Genomic DNA, 17,185 nt, shown 5'->3' on the forward strand with positions numbered 1-17,185 from the left:
TATGCCTCAGATCTCACAGAGCTTCACCGTCAACTTCCCGCGCGAGCGCGTCTGGCGCGCGCTGGGCGACATCGAGCGGGTGATCGGCTGCATGCCCGGCGCGTCGCTCACCAAGCCGCCGGAGGACGACAAGATCTTCGGCCAGATGAAGGTCAAGATGGGCCCGATCACCGCCGCCTTTGCCGGCGAGGGTGAGCTGTCCATGGACGACGCCACCCATACCGGCACCATTCACGGCGAGGGGCGCGACCAGAAGAACAATTCCCGCACCAAGGCGGACGTGACCTTCGCATTGGTTGAAGAGGGGGCGATCGAGGAGGGCGCGGCGACACGGGTGGACCTGGCGGTGGACTTCACACTCACCGGCACGCTGGCGCAGTTCAGCCGCGGCGCCATCGTCCAGGAGATCGCCCAGCGCCTGACGGCCGAGTTCGCCCGCAACCTGGAAGCCCAACTGGCCGCCGACGCTCCGCCCGCGGCGGCCGGCGAGGCCCCGGTGTTGGCCGACGCGGCCCCAGCCGCTCCAGCCCCTCCCGAGCCGGCCAAGGAATTGAACGCCCTGGCGCTGCTCTGGGCCGTTCTGCGGGATTGGGTCAAGGGGCTGTTCTCCAGCCTCTTCGGGCGAAAGGGCTCGCCCACATGATCAGCGTCCTCGACCTCTTCAAGATCGGCATCGGTCCGTCCAGTTCGCACACGGTCGGCCCGATGAAGGCCGCCCTGCGCTTCGTGGAGGAGTTGGCCGCGACGGAGAAGATCGGGGAGGTTCGGCGCGTGACGGTGGGGCTGTACGGCTCGCTGGCGCTGACCGGCAAGGGGCACGGCTCCGACACGGCGGTGCTGCTCGGCCTGTCCGGCGAGCGGCCGGAGAGTGTGGACCCCGACGCGGTGGAACCGCTGCTGGAGCGCATCCGCTCCACCGGCCGCATCGCGCTCGGCGGGCGGCGCGAGGTGGCGTTCGACGAGGGGCGCGACCTCATGTTTCACATGGGCGAACTGCTGCCCTTCCACTCCAACGGTCTGCGCTTCCAGGCTTTCGACGGGGAGGGCGGGGAGGTCGCGTCACGCGACTACTACTCGGTGGGCGGCGGCTTCATCGTGACCGCCGAGGAGGCGGACCGCGAGGCGCCGTCACCGCCCGTGCCGTACCCCTTCACCAGTGCTTCGGAACTGGTCGCGCTGGCGCAGGCCAACGACCTGTCCATCGCCGCCGTGGTGCGCGCCAACGAGGACGTCCTGAACGGCCGCGCGGTGCTGGACGAGCATCTGCGCGGCGTCCTCGCCACCATGCGCGCCTGCATCGCCCGCGGCTGCCGGACGGAAGGCGCGTTGCCCGGTCCGTTCAAGGTGCGGCGGCGGGCACCCTCGCTGCTTCGGCAGTTGGAGGGCGCGCACGGCCGCAACAGCGTGGCCCCGCACGAGGCGTTCGACTGGGTCAGCCTGTTCGCCATCGCCGTGAACGAGGAGAACGCGGCCGGCGGCCGGGTCGTCACCGCACCGACCAACGGTGCCGCCGGCATCATCCCGGCGGTGCTCGAATACCACCGCCATTTCTATGGCGAGGAAGGCGAGGACGTGGCCTTCGACTTCCTGCTGACCGCCGCGGCGGTGGGCATCCTCGCCAAGATGAACGCCTCCATCTCGGGTGCCGAGGTCGGCTGCCAGGGCGAGGTGGGGGTGGCGGCGTCCATGGCGGCGGCGGGATTGGCAGCGGTGCTCGGCGGCACCCCGGCGCAGGTGGAGAACGCCGCGGAGATCGCGCTGGAGCACCACCTCGGCATGACCTGCGACCCCATCGGCGGCTTGGTGCAGATCCCCTGCATCGAGCGTAACGCCATGGGGGCGGTGAAGGCGATCAGCGCGGCGTCGCTCGCCCTGAAGGGCGACGGCCAGCATTACGTGTCGCTGGACTGCGCGATCCGCACCATGCGCGAGACCGGCCGCGACATGCAGTCGAAATACAAGGAAACCAGCCTCGGCGGCCTCGCCGTCAACGCGGTGGAGTGCTGATCCCAGCCTTGAAGCAACCCCAAAAAACGGAGGGGAACTATGGTGAGGACAGGGAGCGTTACGGTTCTGGCGATTGGCGCCATGCTCGGCACCGCGCCCGCGTGGGCCCAGGACACCGTCAAGATCGGCGTCAACGAGCCGCTGACCGGCGCGGTCGCCGCCAGCGGCAACTACGTGACGAACGGCGCCCGCATCGCCGAGGAGATGCTGAACGCCCAGGGCGGCGTGCTCGGCAAGAAGATCCAGCTCATCATCGAGGACAACAAGAGCAACCCCAAGGAAGCCGTCGCCGCCGCGGAGAAGCTGATCGTCCGCGACAAGGTACCGGTCATGATGGGCGCCTGGAGTTCCACGCTTACGCTGGCCGTGATGCCGAAGCTGATGGAATACAGCGTGCCCATGGTGGTGGAGACCTCCTCCTCGGGCAAGATCACCACGGCCGGAAACCCCTGGGTCTTCCGCATCGCGCCGACCTCGGCCATGGAGGCCAAGGCGTTCGGCGAGAAGCTCGGCCAGTTCGACCCGCCGATCAAGAAGGCGGACTTCCTGGCGGTGAACAACGATTTCGGCCGCGGCGCTTCGGACGAGTTCCGCAAGATGCTGGAGTCCAAGGGTATCAAGGTCGGTGTCGTCGAGACCATGGCGCCGGAGGCGACCGACCTCTCGGCCCAGCTCGCCAGCATCAAGCAGTCGGGCGGCGACACGCTGTTCATCACCACCGGCGTCGAGCAGATCACCCTGGTGCTGAAGCAGGCGGCCGAACAGCGCCTGCCGCAGCGGATCATCACCACCGGCGGGTCGTCCTCGCCGGACCAGCTGATCGCCCAGGCCGGCGACGCGGCGAACAACAGCTATCACATCCTGTTCTTCGCCCCCTGGTTCCCGGACAAGGCCGTCAATCCCGAGATCGCTAAGGCCTTCGTCGAGGCGTGGAACAAGAAGGGCTACGAGTTCGCCGGCCTGACCGAGGGCTTCCGCGGCTACGACGGCATCGCCACCATCGCCGCCGCCGTCAAGCTCGCCGGCAAGGCCGAACCGCAGGCGATCCGCGACGCGCTGTGGAACACCAAGGTGAGCGGCGTGAACGGCAACATCGCCTTCAGCAAGGAAGGCCCGGCCGGCAAGGAAAGCGGCCAGAACCAGCCGAACATCTACATCGTCCAGGTCAAGAACGGGAAAGTGGCGCTGCCGTAAGAGCTTAAGGCCCCTCTCCCGTCAAGGGAGAGGGGCCTTAAGGAAAAGATCAGGGGACGGAGACAGTCAAGTGCCGGAATTCCTGCAACATCTGCTCAACGCGGTGATCCTCGGCGGCACCTATGCCCTTCTCGGCATTGGGCTGACGCTGATCTTCGGCATCATGCGCGTGGTCAATTTCACCCATGGCGAGCTGTACACCTTCGGCGCCTACATGGCCTTCATGCTGGCGGGGCTGTTCGGGCTCAATTTCTTCGTGTCGCTCGCCCTGGCGGCGACGCTGGGCGTGCTGCTCGGCGCGCTGATCGAGTTCGTGCTGCTGCGCCCGCTGAAGGGCGCGGACATCGACACCACTATGCTGGTGATGATCGGCGCCTGGATCGCCATGCAGGCCGGCGAGCAGCTGATGTGGGGCGGCGTGGCGAAGTCGGTGCCGAACCCGTTCCCGACCGAGCCGGTGGTGCTCGGCCCAGTCTCGGTGGGGCCGATCCGGCTGTTCGTGCTGGCGGTCGCGGTGGTGCTGCTGCTGGTGTTCTACCTGCTGATCAACCGCACCAAGCTGGGCGTCGCCATGCGCGCCACCTTCCAGGACCCGGACACCGCGGCGCTGATGGGCGTCAACAACGGGCTGATGTACACGCTGACCTTCGCCATCGGCTCAGGGCTGGCGGCGGTCGCCGGGGCGCTGCTCGGGCCGATCTTCGTGGTCACGCCGACCATGGGCGACATCGTGGCGCTCAAGGCCTTCGCCATCGTCATCCTCGGCGGCCTGGGCAACATCCCCGGCGCCACCATCGGCGGCTTCGTGCTGGCTCTCGTGGAGGAGTTCGGCGCCGGCTACATCTCCTCGGGCTACCGCGACGCCATGGGCTTCTTGCTGATCATCGCCGTGCTGGCGGTGCGCCCGCAGGGTCTCTTCGCCGCAAAGGAGCGCATCGGATGAGGGCTCGCCTGCTCCCCTGGCTGTTCGTCGCGTTCATGGCCACGCTGCCCGTGTGGATGCATGACCAGTACGTTCTCTACATCCTGACCTCGACCGGCATCTTCATCATCGCGGCGATGAGCCTGAATCTGCTGCTGGGCTATACCGGGCAGTTGAGCCTCGGCCACGTCGCGTTCTTCGGCATCGGCGCGTACACCAGCGCGCTGCTGGCGCTGGGCTTCGACCTGGATCTGGGCGGCGCGCAGCCCTTCGTGCTGGAGCCGCAGCCGGTCTGGCTCGCCTTCCTCGGCGGCATCCTGATGGCGGCTTTGTTCGGCGGCCTGATCGGCAAGCTGGCCTTCCGCGTCCGCGGCGCCTACTTCGTCATCGTCACCATCAGCTTCGCCCAGGTCATGCGCATGGTGGCGCTGAACTGGGTCGACCTGACGGAAGGGCCGATGGCCCTCAACAACATCCCGCCGCTGACCGCGTGGTGGCCGGGCGAGGGCGTCGTTCCGCTGTACAAGAAGGAATACTATTACCTCCTCGTGCTGGCGGTGGCGGTGGTGAGCTTCCTGACCATCCAGCGCGTCGTGCGGTCGCGCGTCGGCCGCGCCTTGATCGCACTGCGCGAGAACGAATCCCTGGCGCGGTCGGTCGGCATCAACGTCACCCGCTATCTGGTGATCGCCACGGTGCTGTCGGCTGGCATGGCCGGGGCGGCGGGGGCGCTCTACACCCACTATGTCCGCATCGTCGACCCGGACATCTTCATGTTCATCTACACGGTGACCATGGTCATCATGGTCATCACCGGCGGCAAGGGGACGCTGGCCGGGCCGGTGGTCGGCGGCCTGCTCTTCGGCTTCCTGCCCGAGGTGCTGCGCGACGTGGCGCGGCCCGAGGTTCAGTGGATCATCTACGGCGTCGTGATGATCGGCATCGTCTTCTTCCTGCCGCAGGGCATCGTGCCGGCCGTCACCAACCTGTTCGCCGGCCGCAGAAAGCGCCCGACCGGCGACGGCCGAACGCCCGCCGCCCCCCGCATCAGCGAAGGAGCCTCGTCATGAGCGCGCAGTTCGCCATGGCACCCGAGCCGGCGGTGGCGTTGCCGGCTGTGGCGTTAGAAGTCCGCGACGTCGCCGTGCATTTCAGCGGCCTGATCGCCATTGCCAGCATGAGTTTCAGCGTTCCCGAGGGCAGCATCGTCAGCCTGATCGGCCCGAACGGCGCCGGCAAGACGACGGCCTTCAACGTCATCACCGGCTTCCTCAAGCCGACCGAGGGCAAGGTCCTGTATCACGGCACCGACCTCACCCGCCTGTCGCCGGAGCGGATCGCCGCGCTGGGCGTCGTCCGCACCTTCCAGCGCACCAGCATCTTCGGCGGCTGCACGGTGTTCGACAACGTGCTGACCGGGCTGCACCAGCGCGGGCGCGCGGGGACCTGGGGGGCGCTGCTGCGCCTGCCCTGGGTCGCCGGCGAGGAAGCCAGACTGGCGCAGGACGCGCAGGAGATCATCGGCTTCGTCGGCCTGCAGCACCGCGCCGGCGAAATGGCCGGCAATCTGGCTTACGGCGAGCAGCGCCTGCTCGGCATCGCCATCGCGCTGGCAGCGGAGCCGAAGCTGCTGTTGCTGGACGAGCCCGCCGCCGGCCTGAATCCCTCGGAAACCGAGGAGTTCATGGGCGTGGTCAAGCGCATCCGCGACCGCGGCGTCACCGTGCTTCTGGTGGAGCACGACATGAAGATGGTCATGGGCATCTCGGACCTCGTGGTCGTGCTGAACCATGGCCGCATCATCGCCGGAGGGCCGCCCGCGGCCGTCCGCAACGACCCGGAGGTCATCCGCGCCTATCTGGGGCAGGGGGTGAAACGTGCTCAAGGTTGAGGGTGTCACGGTCTGCTACGGCAAGATCCCGGCGGTGCGCAACGTCTCGCTGGAGGTGGAAGAGGGCGAGCTGGTCACCCTCATCGGCGCCAACGGCGCCGGCAAGACGACCACGCTGCGGGCCATCAGCGGGCTGCTGCCGCTGGCCTCGGGGGATATCACCTTCCGCGGCAAACCCATCGGGAACACGCCGGCGCGCGAGGTGCTGGCGCTGGGCATCGCCCATTGCCCGGAGGGGCGGCGGGTCTTCCCGCAGCTCAGCGTGCGGGAGAACCTCGAAATGGGGGCCTATCTGCGCAAAGACCGCGACGGCATCGCCCGCGACCTGGAGCGCATCTTCGACCGCTTTCCCCGGCTGAAGGAGCGCCTGCATCAGGCGGCGGGCACGCTGTCGGGCGGCGAGCAGCAGATGCTGGCCATCGCCCGCGCGCTGATGTCGCGGCCCAGGATGGTCCTCTTCGACGAGCCGTCGCTCGGTCTGGCGCCCAACCTCGTCGAGCGGACGTTCGAGATCGTTTCCGAGATCCGCAAGGAGGGGACGACCGTCCTCATGGTCGAGCAGAACGCGCTGGCGGCGCTGGAGATGTGCGACCGCTCCTACCTGCTGGAAACCGGGCAGGTGATCGAACACGGCACCGGCCACGCCATGCTGGAGAACCCGCACATTCAGAAGGCCTATCTCGGCGGATAGCGCCGCCGGGCATTGCTTATGGAGGCTGCGCAGTGGAACGGGACGGGGTTACCTGGATTAAGCCGGCGGACCGAGTGCCGCCGCCGGACGCTCAGGTCCGCGTGCGACTTGCCGATGGCGGCTTCGTGCCGGTGGCTCGGCGCGAGGCGGATGGAACCTGGCTGACGGCGGAGAACAGCTTCCATGACGCCGACGTGGAGGCGTGGACCAAGGAATGACCGATCCGGCAAATTCCGCCGAAGGGGGATTGTCGGGCGCTGGCCCTTGAAAAGATTGGAGCGGGTGAAGGGAATCGAACCCTCGTCGTAAGCTTGGGAAGCTTCTGCTCTACCATTGAGCTACACCCGCGCCGCACCCTGTTTATAGGCGACGCCGCCGCCGGATTCAAGCGGGGCTGTAAGCCGGTTGTGCGAACCACAGGCCGCCCACCGAAAGCCCCTTAGGAGGGACGGGGGCTGTCGGAGCCGCCGCCTCCCCGGATTCCGGCCGGCGGCCCACCATGCCGGACACGCCCTGCAACGCGCCGGGCACCAGTTCCAGCCCCAGGAACCGGTTCAGATCCACCGGGCCGGGGAACTCCAGGCTCCGCGTCAGATCCCGCGTGAAGCCAAACCGCTCGTAATACGGCGCATCCCCCACCAGCAGCACGATCCGGTGTCCGGCCGCGGCAGCCCGGTTCAGCGTCATGCGGATCAGCCGGCTGCCCAGGCCGCTGCCTTGCAACGCCGGGTCCACCGCGATCGGCCCCAACAGCAGCGCCGGCACCGTGCCGCCGATGCTCACCGGCCAGTAGCGGATCGTGCCCTTCAGCCGCTCGTTGCCCAGGTCGTCGTGGCCGAGCGCCACCAGACACAGGTCCTGGATCGGCGCGATACCGTCGCGCAGCCGATAGGCGGTCTTGGTCTGCCGGTCGGCGCCGAAGGCGGTGTCGAGCAGCGACTCGATGGCGGCCGCGTGCTTCGGCAGTTCAGGGGTGATGATCATCGACTGGAGTCTCCCGGCGGGAAGATGAAGAAGGTGCGGGTCGCGCCTTCGCCGGGAGGGAAGGGCCGGATCAGCTCCGGCGAAGCCCCTCGGCTTCCGCACGCGCCCCAAAGACGACCGCACCCGCGATGCGCGGGGCGCGGCTCCGTCGTCGGAGTCGTAGGGCGTGCAGACGCCGCATGGCTGCATCTCGTCAGTCGTTGCAGAACGACCCGCATATATCATCGGGCCGGGCGCCGTGCAAGGGACCGGACCGGCGCCCGCGCGAATCGGGTTCGGTGTGTCCGGCCCGCATCGGTTCACCCGGCATGGGGCCGCCCCCTGGACACTGTAGCGACTGCGCACCTATTCTTATAGCAAGCGCCCCTTCAGGGGGAATTGCCGCCGGCCGGGCGGCGGGAGGTTCAGGATGTACTGCAAGACGACCCGCTCCATCCGCATCACCGTGGACCCGATGTACCTCGAAGACCAGTCGGCCCCGGCCGAGAACCACTTCGTCTGGGCCTACCACGTGCGCATCGAGAACGAGGGCAGCGAGACCGTGCAGCTGCGCACCCGCTACTGGCGCATCACCGACAGCTTCGGGCGCGTGCAGGAAGTGCGCGGGCCGGGCGTCGTTGGCGAGCAGCCGGTGCTGGAACCCGGCGAGGCGTTCGAATACACCAGCGGCACGCCGCTGACCGCGCCTTCGGGCATCATGGTCGGCAGCTACCAGATGGAGACCGGCCGCGGCGAGACCTTCGACGTTGCCATCCCCGCATTCTCGCTGGACAGCCCGCACCAGCTCCGGCAGCTGAACTGAGCGGGACGCCGGTGCGCAGATCTGGTGCGCGGACGGGTGACTTGAATCGGGGGGCGGAAAGGTTACCTCCGGTCAAGCGGCGGTGATAAGCAATGGTGATCCGGCCCGGCCCGATCCTCGTATGAGGCTCTGCGCATATGGCTACGCTGCCGCTCGATGCTGAGAGAAGGACCGTTCCCGTGACCGCTTCCCCGAAGCCCCCGAAGGCCGACAACGTCATCCGCGGCCCCGGACTTCCCCGCGCCGCCGTGCCCGAGGTGGTGCGGCCCAGCCGCGCCGAGGCCGAGGAGGCGGTCCGCACGCTGATCCGCTGGGCCGGCGACAATCCCGAGCGCGAGGGCTTGGCCGGCACGCCGGATCGTGTGGTGCGGTCTTATGAGGAGTTCTTCGGCGGCTACGGCATCGACCCGGTAGAAATTCTTCAGCGCACGTTCGAAGAAATTGACGGCTACGACGAAATGGTCGTGCTGCGCGACATCCGCGTCGAGTCCTACTGCGAGCACCACATGGTGCCGATCATCGGCAAGGCGCACGTGGCCTACCTGCCGCGCCGCCGCGTCGTTGGCATCTCCAAGCTGGCGCGCCTAGTGGACGCCTACGCCAAGCGCTTGCAGATCCAGGAGAAGATGACCGCGCAGATCGCCAACACCATCGACGAGGTGTTGCAGCCCGAGGGCGTGGCGGTGGTTGTCGAGGCGGCGCACCAGTGCATGACCACGCGCGGCGTGCACAAGACCGGGGTGACCATGGTGACCAGCCGCATGCTGGGCGCCTTCCGCACCGACCCGTCGACCCGGCGCGAGTTCCTGTCGATGATCGGCAACCCGTCCAGCCGGGCGATGGATTGAGGGGCGGAAGCCCCTCCTACCCCAGTGCCTTCACCGCGGCATCCACGTCCGCGTGCATGGCGAACATCCCGGTGAAGCCGCTGACCTCGAACGCCTTGCGCACGGCCGGCGACAGGCCGGCCAGCACGATGCGGCTGCCGGCCGCGTGCGCCCGCTTCGTCGCCATCAGCAAAGAGCGCAGGCCGGCCGGGCCGACCGCGACCACCTCGGCCATGTCGATCACCACCCGCACCCGGCCGGCGGCCACCGCCTGCGCCACACGCGCCTCGAAGGCGGTGGCGGTGCCGCTGTCGATGCGGCCGGCGGGGCGCAGCACGACGATGCCGTTTCGGGTCTCTTCACGAATCTCCATGGTGACCATAATAGCACACGCCGCGCGCCCCGCGTGACCCGAAGGGGGTAGGCTGCTATACCCTAGGGCATCTGAGATGTTAGGGGCGGGATGGTGCCGGACGATTCGCCGGGCAAGACGATGCATCGCAGCGCGGCTGCCGGCGCACCCGCACGCCTGCGCCCCGAACCGACACCCGTGTCCCCGCCGCCGCCGGCCCCCGTGCTGGCCGAGTTGAGCGCTGGGGCGTTCCTGCGCGCCTCGTGGAACCCGCTGCTTGCGGCGTCGGCGCCGCTGCTCGATTTGGGCAGCCGGCTGCGCGACCTGCCGGCGCACGGCGACCCCAACGGCCTGCGCGAGCGTCTGGTGGCCGAGATCCGCCGCTTCGAGCAGGCCGCGGCCGACGCCGGCATCGCCCAGGACGAGATCCGCGTCGGCCGCTTCGCGCTGTGCGCGACGCTGGACGATGTGGTGCTGGGCACGCCGTGGGGGCCGCGCTCGGCCTGGGCGCGCGAGGGGCTGATCGCGACGGTGGAGCGCACCAACGGCGCCGCCGAGCGCTTCTTCGACTTCCTGGAAGTCATGCTCACCCACCCGCACCTGCACCGGCGCGAGCTGGAGCTGTTCTATGCCTGCCTGTCGCTGGGCTTCGAGGGCAAGTTCCGTGACCGCCCGCGCGGCAGCCACGACCTCAACCATTTGCGCGACAACCTCTACCGCCTGCTGCGGCGCGAGCGCGTGCACGCCGACCGCACCCTGTCCCCGGCGTGGCGCGGCGTGGCCGAGCGCTTCCGGCCGCTGGGCGTGGTGGTGCCGCCGTGGGTGCTCGCCGCGCTGAGCGCCGCGGCGCTGACCGCGCTGTTCCTGTTCCTGGCCGGTGCGGTGACCGAGAAGGCCGACCCGGTGGCCGGACGCCTCGCCACCCTGCTGCCCGAGCGCCCCATCGAGATCGCCCGCCTCGCTCCGCCGCCGCCGCCCAGCATCGGGCCGGCGCTGGTGGCGCGCATTCAGCAGGCGCTGGCGCCGGAGATCGCCACCAACGACGTGGACGTGCTGGCCGCCGACGACGGCGCGCTGATCGTGCGGGTGCGCGGCGGCAACCTGTTCCCGGTCGGCAGCGACACGCTGCGCGCCCGCTACCGTGCAGTGGTCGAGCGCATCGGCCAGACGCTGGGTCCCATCAACGGCCACCTCGTGGTGGTCGGCCACACCGACGACCTGCACGCCCGCAGCGTCCGCTTCGCCACCCCGCAAGCGCTGACCGAGGCGCAGGCCGAGGCGGTGCGCAGGATCCTCGAACGCCATCTCGGCGCCGCCCGCCTGACCTCGGAAGGCCATGGCGACGCCGAGCCGCTGGCGCCCAACACGTCCACCGTCAACCGCGCCGCCAACCGGCGGATCGACCTGCACTTCTACCCGAACTAGGCCCGCATGCCCCCCGCCGCCCGATCTTTGAAAGCCCGCCTGACCGGCACCGCCCGCACCCGCTGGCTGGTGACGCTGGCCGGCGCGCTGGCGCTGGCCGGGGTGGGGTGGTTCCTGGCGCCGCTGCTGGTGCTGGCCGGCCACCGGCCGTTGGAGGACGCGACGCCGCGCCTGCTGCTGGGCGTGGTGGTGCTGGCGGTGTGGGCGCTCGCCAATCTGCGCGTCGACCGCCGCGAGCGCGCCGCCAACGAACGCCTCGTCGCGGCGTTGGCCGGCTCGGCGCAAGACCCCGACGCCCAAGCTTCGCTGGAGGAGCTGGGCATCCTCCAGGACCGCCTGACCGAGGCGCTGGAACGGCTGCGCACCATGCGCTTCGGGGCGCGCTGGGGCGGGCGCTTCGTCTACCAGTTGCCGTGGTATCTGGTGATCGGCGCGCCGGGCTCGGGCAAGACGACGGCGCTGTCCTCGGCCGGGCTGGGATTCCCGGTGGACGGGCAGGCGCAGGGCCTGCCGCTGACCGGGGTGGGCGGCACCCGGCACGGCGACTGGTGGTTCACCGAGCGCGCCGTGCTGATCGACACCGCCGGCCGCTACACCACGCAGGACAGCCGCCACGCGGTGGATTCGCGCGTCTGGGCCGGCCTTCTGGAAATTCTCAAGGAGCATCGGCCGCGCCAGCCGATCAACGGCGTGCTGATGACCGTCAGCCTCGCCGATCTGGCGTCGTGGAGCGAGGCCGACCGCCGCGCCCACGCGCAGACCATCCACCAGCGCCTGACCGAGCTGCGCCGCCATCTGGGCGTGCGCTTCCCGGTCTATGTGGTGTGCACCAAGGCCGATCTGGTCACCGGCTTCAACGGCTTCTTCGACACGTTGACGGCGGAGGAGCACGCCCAGGTCTGGGGCATGACCTTCCCGGTCGGCGACGGCCCCAACGGCCTCGGCCCGGTGGGGTGGTTCCGCGACAGCTTCCTGGCGCTGCTGCGCCGCCTGGACGAGCGCCTGCTGGAACGCCTGCATCAGGAGCCGGACGTCGAGCGGCGCAGCCTGAACTTCACCTTCCCCCTCCAGATGGCCTCGCTGGAAGCCCCCCTGGCCGACCTGCTGGAGACGGCGTTCGCGGTCGGCGCGGAGGAAGAGGTGCCGCTGCTGCGCGGCGTCTATTTCACCTCGGCGACGCAGGGCGGGGTGGTGGTGGACCGGCTGGCGGCCCCCTTCGCCGGCTTCGGCGCCGGCCACCCCAGCGGCGAGGACGAGCACACCGTCAAGCAGAGCTTCTTCCTGGAGCGCCTGTTCCGCGAGCTGGTGTTCACCGAGGCCAACCTTGCCGGCGTGGACGAGGCGCTGGAGCGCGCGCGGCGCCTGCGCACCACGGCGCTGGTCGGCGTCACGCTGGCGGTGGCGCTGGCGGTGGCGCTGTTCTGGGCGCGCAGCTACACCGGCAACCTCGACCTCATCGCCCGCGTCGATGCGGCCGGCGCGCGTGCGGCGCAGGCGCTGAAGGTGCTCGACACGCCGCCGCGCTCGCTGGGCCGGGTGGACGACACCGACTTCGCCGCGGTGCTGCCGGCGCTGGACGCCTTGCGCGCCATCCCCACCGGCTACGCCGGGCACACGCCGTGGCCGCCCTTGGAGCTGGCCGGCGGGCTGTACCAGGGCGACCGGCTGGGCCGCCTGGCCGATGGCGCCTACCGCCGGGCGCTGCGCAGCATCTTCCTGTCGCGCATCGTGCTGCGGCTGGAGGAGCAGTTGCGCACCAACTGGGCGCGGCCGGACCAGTTGCGGCTCAGCGTGCGCGCCTACCTGATGCTGGGCGGGCGCGAGCCGCTGGACCTCGCCTTCTTCAACGAGTGGATGGCCGCGGACTGGCAGCGCACGCTGCCGGGCGCCGCCAACGAGGACCGCCGCCGCGCGCTGGGCGAGCATCTCGCCGCCCTGTTCGACGTGGGCTTCGCTCCCGTTCCCGCCGACGACGCGCTGGTCGAGCGCGTGCGCGAGGTGCTGAGTCAGGCCCCCCGCCCGCAGGCGCCCATATGACCGCCGGCTTCGGCCCCGGTTTCCATGGCAAGGTGCCGGCGCGCGGCGATTTCGTCGGTGCCGGCCTGCCGCGCGGCTTCGTCGAGCCGTTCGACGCATGGCTGCAAGCCGCGCTGGCGCTCAGCCGCAGCCGCATCGGTGCGGCGTGGGAGCGGCTGTTTGCCGCCAGCCCGGTGTGGCGCTTCGCGCTGGCCGCGGGCGTGTGCGGCGACGTGGCCGTGGCCGGCGTTCTGGTGCCCAGCGCCGACCGGGTGGGGCGGCTCTATCCGTTCGCCATCGCGTCCGCCCTGCCCGAGGGGATGGACCTCGCCAGCGTTCCCTACCTGATCGCCCCCTGGTTCTCCCGCGCCGAGGAACTGGCGCTGGACGCCTGCCACAGCGACGGCACCGCCCCGGATCTCCTGGCCGGGGAGATGATTTTCCTCGGCCGCCCGCCGCCAGTGTTCGCCGGGGTCAACCCGGTGCACCGCGCGCAGCTCGAAGCGATGGTCGGCGCCTTGCCCGAGCGCCCGACGCTGTGGTGGACGCGCGGCGCGCACTGGGTGATGCCGTCCATGGTTGCCTGCGAGGGCCTGCCGGAAGGCGACCGCTTCGCGGCGTTCCTCGACAACGGCTGGGAGCAGTGGGGCTGGCACGACAAGGACGGGGCGGAGTAGGGGGCGGACGCTACTCCGCGGCGCGGGCCCAGGTCTCTTCGACCGCGCGTTTCAGGTCTGGCGGGACGATCGGCTTGTGCAGCAGCCGCAGCCCACGGGCGTGCGCTTCGCGCAGCACGGACGGCGCCGTGTCGCCGGTAAGCAGGATGGCGGGAATCTCCCGCCCGATGTGGCGCCACACCCCGGCAATCACGTCCAGCCCGGTCTCGCCGTCGCGCAGCCGGTAATCGGCGACGATCAGGTCGGGCACCACGCCTTCGGCCTGCAACTGGCCCACGGCCTCCTCGCGCGAGTTCGCCGACAGCGTCCGCTGTCCCCAACTGTTCATCATGGCGACCAGCCCCATCAGCACGATGGCGTCGTCGTCGATGACCAGCACGACCCGCTCCCCACTTTGCGATGTCGCTTGGCAGGGTGCGTCCGGATGCGGCGCGTCCTGTTCGGCCGGGCGCACGAGCGGAAGTTCGAGCGTGAACGTGGACCCCCGCCCCAGCGTCGAGCGCACGCTGACCGGATGCCCGAGAAGCTCCGACAGCCGCCGCACGATGGCGAGCCCGAGGCCGAGCCCCTGCTCGCGGTCGCGCTCGCTGTTGCCGACCTGGACGAACTCCTCGAAGATTTCCTGCTGCTTTTCGCGCGCGATGCCGATTCCGGTGTCGGAAACCTGCACCAACAGCCGGTCGCCGCGCCGCCGGCAGCCGACCAGGATGCGGCCCTGCCGGGTGTAGCGCAGGGCGTTTTCCACGAGGTTGCGCAGGATGCGCCCGAACAGGGCCGGATCGGTGTGGACCACCGCGTCGCAGGAAACCACCCGGAGGTCGAGCCGCCGCCCGGCGGCGCGCCCGGCGTACTCGCCCGCGATGTGTCCGAGAATCTCGCGCATCGGCACGTCGCGCCGCTCGACGCTGATGATGCCGGCGTCCAGCTTGGAGACGTCGAGAATGGCGTCCAGGAGCATCTTCAAAGCCCCCAGCGCCCGCTCGATGTTCTTCATCGACTGGCGCTCCAGTTTGCCGAGGCGGCCGGACGACAGCACCTCGGCAAACAGGAAAAGGCTTTGCAGCGGTTGGCGCAGATCGTGGCTGGCCGCCGCCAGGAAGCGCGATTTCGAGCGGGCGGCCATCTCCGCCACGCGTTGCGCCGTCACCGCCTCCTCGCGGGCGAGGCGGAGGTCCTCGATGCGGGCGCGCGCCTCGTACTGCCGGCGCCGTCCCCGCAACGCCATGCGCACCATGCCGGCCAGCGTGACGGGGTGGAATGGGCGTTCCAGGAACGACACGTTGCCCAGCAGGTCCATCAGCCGCAGCGCCATCGGGCGGCGTTCCGGCCCGCCGCCCTGCCGGGTCAGCAGCACGAACGGGAAGTCGGACCAGGACGGCTGTGCGGCGATCCACGCGGCGAGCGCGCTGGCGTCCGACAGGCGAAGCGCCTCTTCGGTCAGCACCGCGACGCCGGCGCCCCGTTCGAGTTCGCCCACCATCGCGTCGAGATCGGCGCAGACGTCGCTGGTCAGTCCGGCTTCCCGCAGGATCGCCGATGCCAGCGCCGCATCCCGTCCCCCCGGCGCGAGAATGAGCACGCGCTCACTGGGTGGGTCGGGGGGTGGGGCGGCGGGTGGGTCGGGGGTGCTCACTCGGTACCGTCCTGGAGCAGGGGCGGGCCGTGCTCCGCGTATTGCGGCACGCCCTGCAGCACGCCCTGGAACGCTTCGAGCGGGGCTCCGACGCGGATGCCGGAGCGGGTGATCTGGTATTCCCGGATGGTGTCCTCGTGCGTTCCCATGCGCTTCTTGATGACGGACATGGCGCGCCGGACGCGGCCCTGTGCCTCGAAATAGCGCAGCAGGATGACGATGTCGGCCAGATAGGTCACGTCCACCGGAGCTTCCATGTCGCCGACCAGCCCATGCTGCGCGACCGTCACGTAGGTCGAGGCGCCCTTGCGGTTCAGGAAGGTCAGAAGCTCGTGCATGTGCAGGACGAGGAACTGCTCCTCGGGCATGGACGCCTTGTAGCCGTTCAGGCTGTCGATCACCAGCGTGCGCACGCCGAGATCCTCGACGCAGCGCCGCACACGGTGGGCGAACTCGCCGGGCGACAGCTCCGCCGCGTCCACCGCCTCGAGGATCAGGCGGCCGTCGCTGCGCATCGGCTCCAGGTCGATGCCCAGCCCTTTGGCGCGGTCGATCAGCAGGCCGACCTCCTCGTCGAAGACGAACATCGCCGCCCGCTCGCCGCGTTCGACCGCGGCGACGACGAAGCGCAGGACGAGCAGCGATTTGCCGGTGCCGGCCGGGCCGAGGACCAGCGTGCTCGACCCCTGTTCCACGCCGCCACCCAGCAGCGTGTCGATTTCCGCGATGCCGCTGCTCGACCGGGTGCGCTCGAAGCCGCTGTGGTGCTCGGACGCGACGAGGCGCGGGAACACCCGCACGCCGCCGCTGACGATGGTGAAGTCGTGGTAGCCGCCGCGGAACGCCTGTCCGCGGTATTTGATGACACGCAGCCGCCGCCGCTCGGCGCCGTACAGCGGCATCAACTCCTCCAGGCGCAGCACGCCGTGGGCGACGCTGTGCACGGTCTTGTCCTGCGCGTCGGAGGTCAGGTCGTCGAGCAGAAGCACGGTGGCGCCGTGGCGGGCGAAGTAATGTTTTATCGCAAGAATCTGCCGGCGGTAGCGCAGCGAGTTCTGCGCCAGCAGGCGGATCTCCGACAGGCTGTCCAGCACGACGCGGACCGGCCTGGTGCGCTCGACGGCCTCGAAGATGAGCCGGGTGGTCTCGCCCAGCTCCAGGTCCGAGGAGTAGAGCAGGCTCTGCTGCTGCGCGGCGTCGAGCAGCACTTCCGGGGGGACCAGCTCGAAGATGTCGATCTGCGGCGGCAGATCCCAGCCATGCGACAGCGCGCCGGAGCGCAGTTCGGCCTCGGTCTCCGACAGGGTGATGTACAGGCCGCTCTCGCCGGCGGCGGCGCCCTCCAAGAGGAATTGCAGTGCCAGCGTGGTCTTTCCGGTGCCAGGATGCCCTTCCAGCAAATAGACGCGCTCCCGCGTCAGGCCGCCGGCAAGAACATCGTCCAAACCGGATATGCCTATGCGGGCTTTGTCGGTGAGGGTATCTGCGGACATCCTGGACTTTCCCACGCTGTTGAGCGGTGTCGGCAGCATCCCGATCCCGTATCAAGAGAGTTAGGTCGCAGGCGAGGGAAATTCCAGGGGAGAGAGGTGCGCGCCGGTGCAGGGAATCCGGTTTCGACAACCATACGGTGCCGGCGCGCAGCCGCTCTTTTCCGGGCGCCGATGGCGGGTCCATGCGGTCAGGCGGGATTTCGCCATTTTGGAATCTTTGCCACCATCATGGCCAACGCGCCTCTTGCATTGCCGCGCCATCGTCGCTATG

Annotated in this window: 17 protein-coding genes and 1 tRNA gene; 13 read left to right on the forward strand and 5 right to left on the reverse strand. The window is 69.7% G+C overall.

The features are described 5' to 3' along the window. The first annotated feature begins 1 nt into the window (after position 1). The 8 genes from ACSVDD_RS09930 (at position 2) to ACSVDD_RS09965 (ending at position 6,923) form a co-directional block, all read left to right on the forward strand. Positions 2-643, forward strand: a complete 642-nt coding sequence (locus tag ACSVDD_RS09930) for an SRPBCC family protein (protein WP_448189184.1) — start codon at positions 2-4, stop codon at positions 641-643. Continuing rightward, entirely contained in the window at positions 640-2,007 is a 1,368-nt protein-coding gene (locus tag ACSVDD_RS09935; protein WP_448189185.1) for an L-serine ammonia-lyase, read from the forward strand. The genes ACSVDD_RS09930 and ACSVDD_RS09935 overlap by 4 nt, the downstream gene beginning before the upstream one ends. Before the next feature lie 39 nt (positions 2,008-2,046). Continuing rightward, entirely contained in the window at positions 2,047-3,201 is a 1,155-nt protein-coding gene (locus tag ACSVDD_RS09940) for an ABC transporter substrate-binding protein (protein WP_448189186.1), read from the forward strand. A 70-nt stretch (positions 3,202-3,271) separates the two neighbouring features. Continuing rightward, entirely contained in the window at positions 3,272-4,144 is an 873-nt protein-coding gene (locus ACSVDD_RS09945; RefSeq protein ID WP_448189187.1) for a branched-chain amino acid ABC transporter permease, read from the forward strand. Further along, positions 4,141-5,193, forward strand: a complete 1,053-nt coding sequence (locus tag ACSVDD_RS09950) for a branched-chain amino acid ABC transporter permease (protein ID WP_448189188.1) — start codon at positions 4,141-4,143, stop codon at positions 5,191-5,193. Before ACSVDD_RS09945 ends, ACSVDD_RS09950 begins: the two co-directional genes overlap by 4 nt. Then, positions 5,190-6,014, forward strand: coding sequence for an ABC transporter ATP-binding protein (locus ACSVDD_RS09955; protein ID WP_448189189.1), 825 nt, complete (start codon positions 5,190-5,192; stop codon positions 6,012-6,014). The genes ACSVDD_RS09950 and ACSVDD_RS09955 overlap by 4 nt, the downstream gene beginning before the upstream one ends. Then, the gene (locus tag ACSVDD_RS09960; RefSeq protein WP_448189190.1) at positions 6,001-6,705 is read left to right on the forward strand and encodes an ABC transporter ATP-binding protein; all 705 of its coding nucleotides are present in this window, start codon (positions 6,001-6,003) and stop codon (positions 6,703-6,705) included. The genes ACSVDD_RS09955 and ACSVDD_RS09960 overlap by 14 nt, the downstream gene beginning before the upstream one ends. Positions 6,706-6,779: 74 nt before the next feature. Beyond that, complete coding sequence (locus ACSVDD_RS09965) at positions 6,780-6,923, forward strand: hypothetical protein (protein WP_448189191.1); 144 nt, start codon at positions 6,780-6,782, stop codon at positions 6,921-6,923. Between the two features lie 56 nt (positions 6,924-6,979). On the opposite strand, the gene ACSVDD_RS09970 is transcribed toward ACSVDD_RS09965, so the two are convergent. Next, positions 6,980-7,053, reverse strand: a tRNA-Gly gene (locus ACSVDD_RS09970). A gap of 36 nt (positions 7,054-7,089) precedes the next feature. Next, positions 7,090-7,689 (reverse strand): GNAT family N-acetyltransferase, encoded by a 600-nt coding sequence (locus tag ACSVDD_RS09975; RefSeq protein WP_448189192.1) that lies wholly within the window; start codon positions 7,687-7,689, stop codon positions 7,090-7,092. A gap of 409 nt (positions 7,690-8,098) precedes the next feature. Between ACSVDD_RS09975 and apaG the strand changes: the two genes are divergently transcribed. Together apaG and folE are read left to right on the forward strand one after the other, a co-directional pair. Next, positions 8,099-8,491, forward strand: a complete 393-nt coding sequence (gene apaG, locus ACSVDD_RS09980; protein ID WP_448189193.1) for a Co2+/Mg2+ efflux facilitator ApaG/CorD — start codon at positions 8,099-8,101, stop codon at positions 8,489-8,491. A gap of 218 nt (positions 8,492-8,709) precedes the next feature. Next, complete coding sequence (gene folE / locus ACSVDD_RS09985; protein ID WP_448189646.1) at positions 8,710-9,339, forward strand: GTP cyclohydrolase I FolE; 630 nt, start codon at positions 8,710-8,712, stop codon at positions 9,337-9,339. 16 nt (positions 9,340-9,355) lie between these two features. Here the strand turns inward: folE and ACSVDD_RS09990 are convergent, their stop codons facing one another. Further along, positions 9,356-9,691: an STAS domain-containing protein gene (locus ACSVDD_RS09990; RefSeq protein ID WP_448189194.1), complete on the reverse strand. Its 336-nt coding sequence runs from the start codon at positions 9,689-9,691 to the stop codon at positions 9,356-9,358. 93 nt (positions 9,692-9,784) lie between these two features. Here ACSVDD_RS09990 and icmH point away from each other — a divergent pair, with 93 nt between their 5' ends. From icmH to tagF, 3 genes are read left to right on the forward strand one after another with little or no spacing between them, the layout of a single operon-like run. Then, a complete protein-coding gene (gene icmH / locus ACSVDD_RS09995) occupies positions 9,785-11,095 on the forward strand; it encodes a type IVB secretion system protein IcmH/DotU (RefSeq protein ID WP_448189195.1) in 1,311 nt (436 codons plus the stop codon). 6 nt (positions 11,096-11,101) lie between these two features. Next, complete coding sequence (gene tssM / locus ACSVDD_RS10000) at positions 11,102-13,132, forward strand: type VI secretion system membrane subunit TssM (protein ID WP_448189196.1); 2,031 nt, start codon at positions 11,102-11,104, stop codon at positions 13,130-13,132. Beyond that, the gene (gene tagF / locus ACSVDD_RS10005; protein ID WP_448189197.1) at positions 13,129-13,788 is read left to right on the forward strand and encodes a type VI secretion system-associated protein TagF; all 660 of its coding nucleotides are present in this window, start codon (positions 13,129-13,131) and stop codon (positions 13,786-13,788) included. The genes tssM and tagF overlap by 4 nt, the downstream gene beginning before the upstream one ends. Positions 13,789-13,798: 10 nt before the next feature. On the opposite strand, the gene ACSVDD_RS10010 is transcribed toward tagF, so the two are convergent. After that, a complete protein-coding gene (locus ACSVDD_RS10010; protein WP_448189198.1) occupies positions 13,799-15,421 on the reverse strand; it encodes an ATP-binding response regulator in 1,623 nt (540 codons plus the stop codon). After that, on the reverse strand, positions 15,418-16,953 hold the full coding sequence (locus ACSVDD_RS10015) for an ATPase domain-containing protein (protein ID WP_448189199.1): 1,536 nt from the start codon (positions 16,951-16,953) through the stop codon (positions 15,418-15,420). The genes ACSVDD_RS10010 and ACSVDD_RS10015 overlap by 4 nt, the downstream gene beginning before the upstream one ends. Positions 16,954-17,185 lie beyond the last annotated feature (232 nt).

It is taken from the genome of Azospirillum terrae (assembly GCF_053470425.1).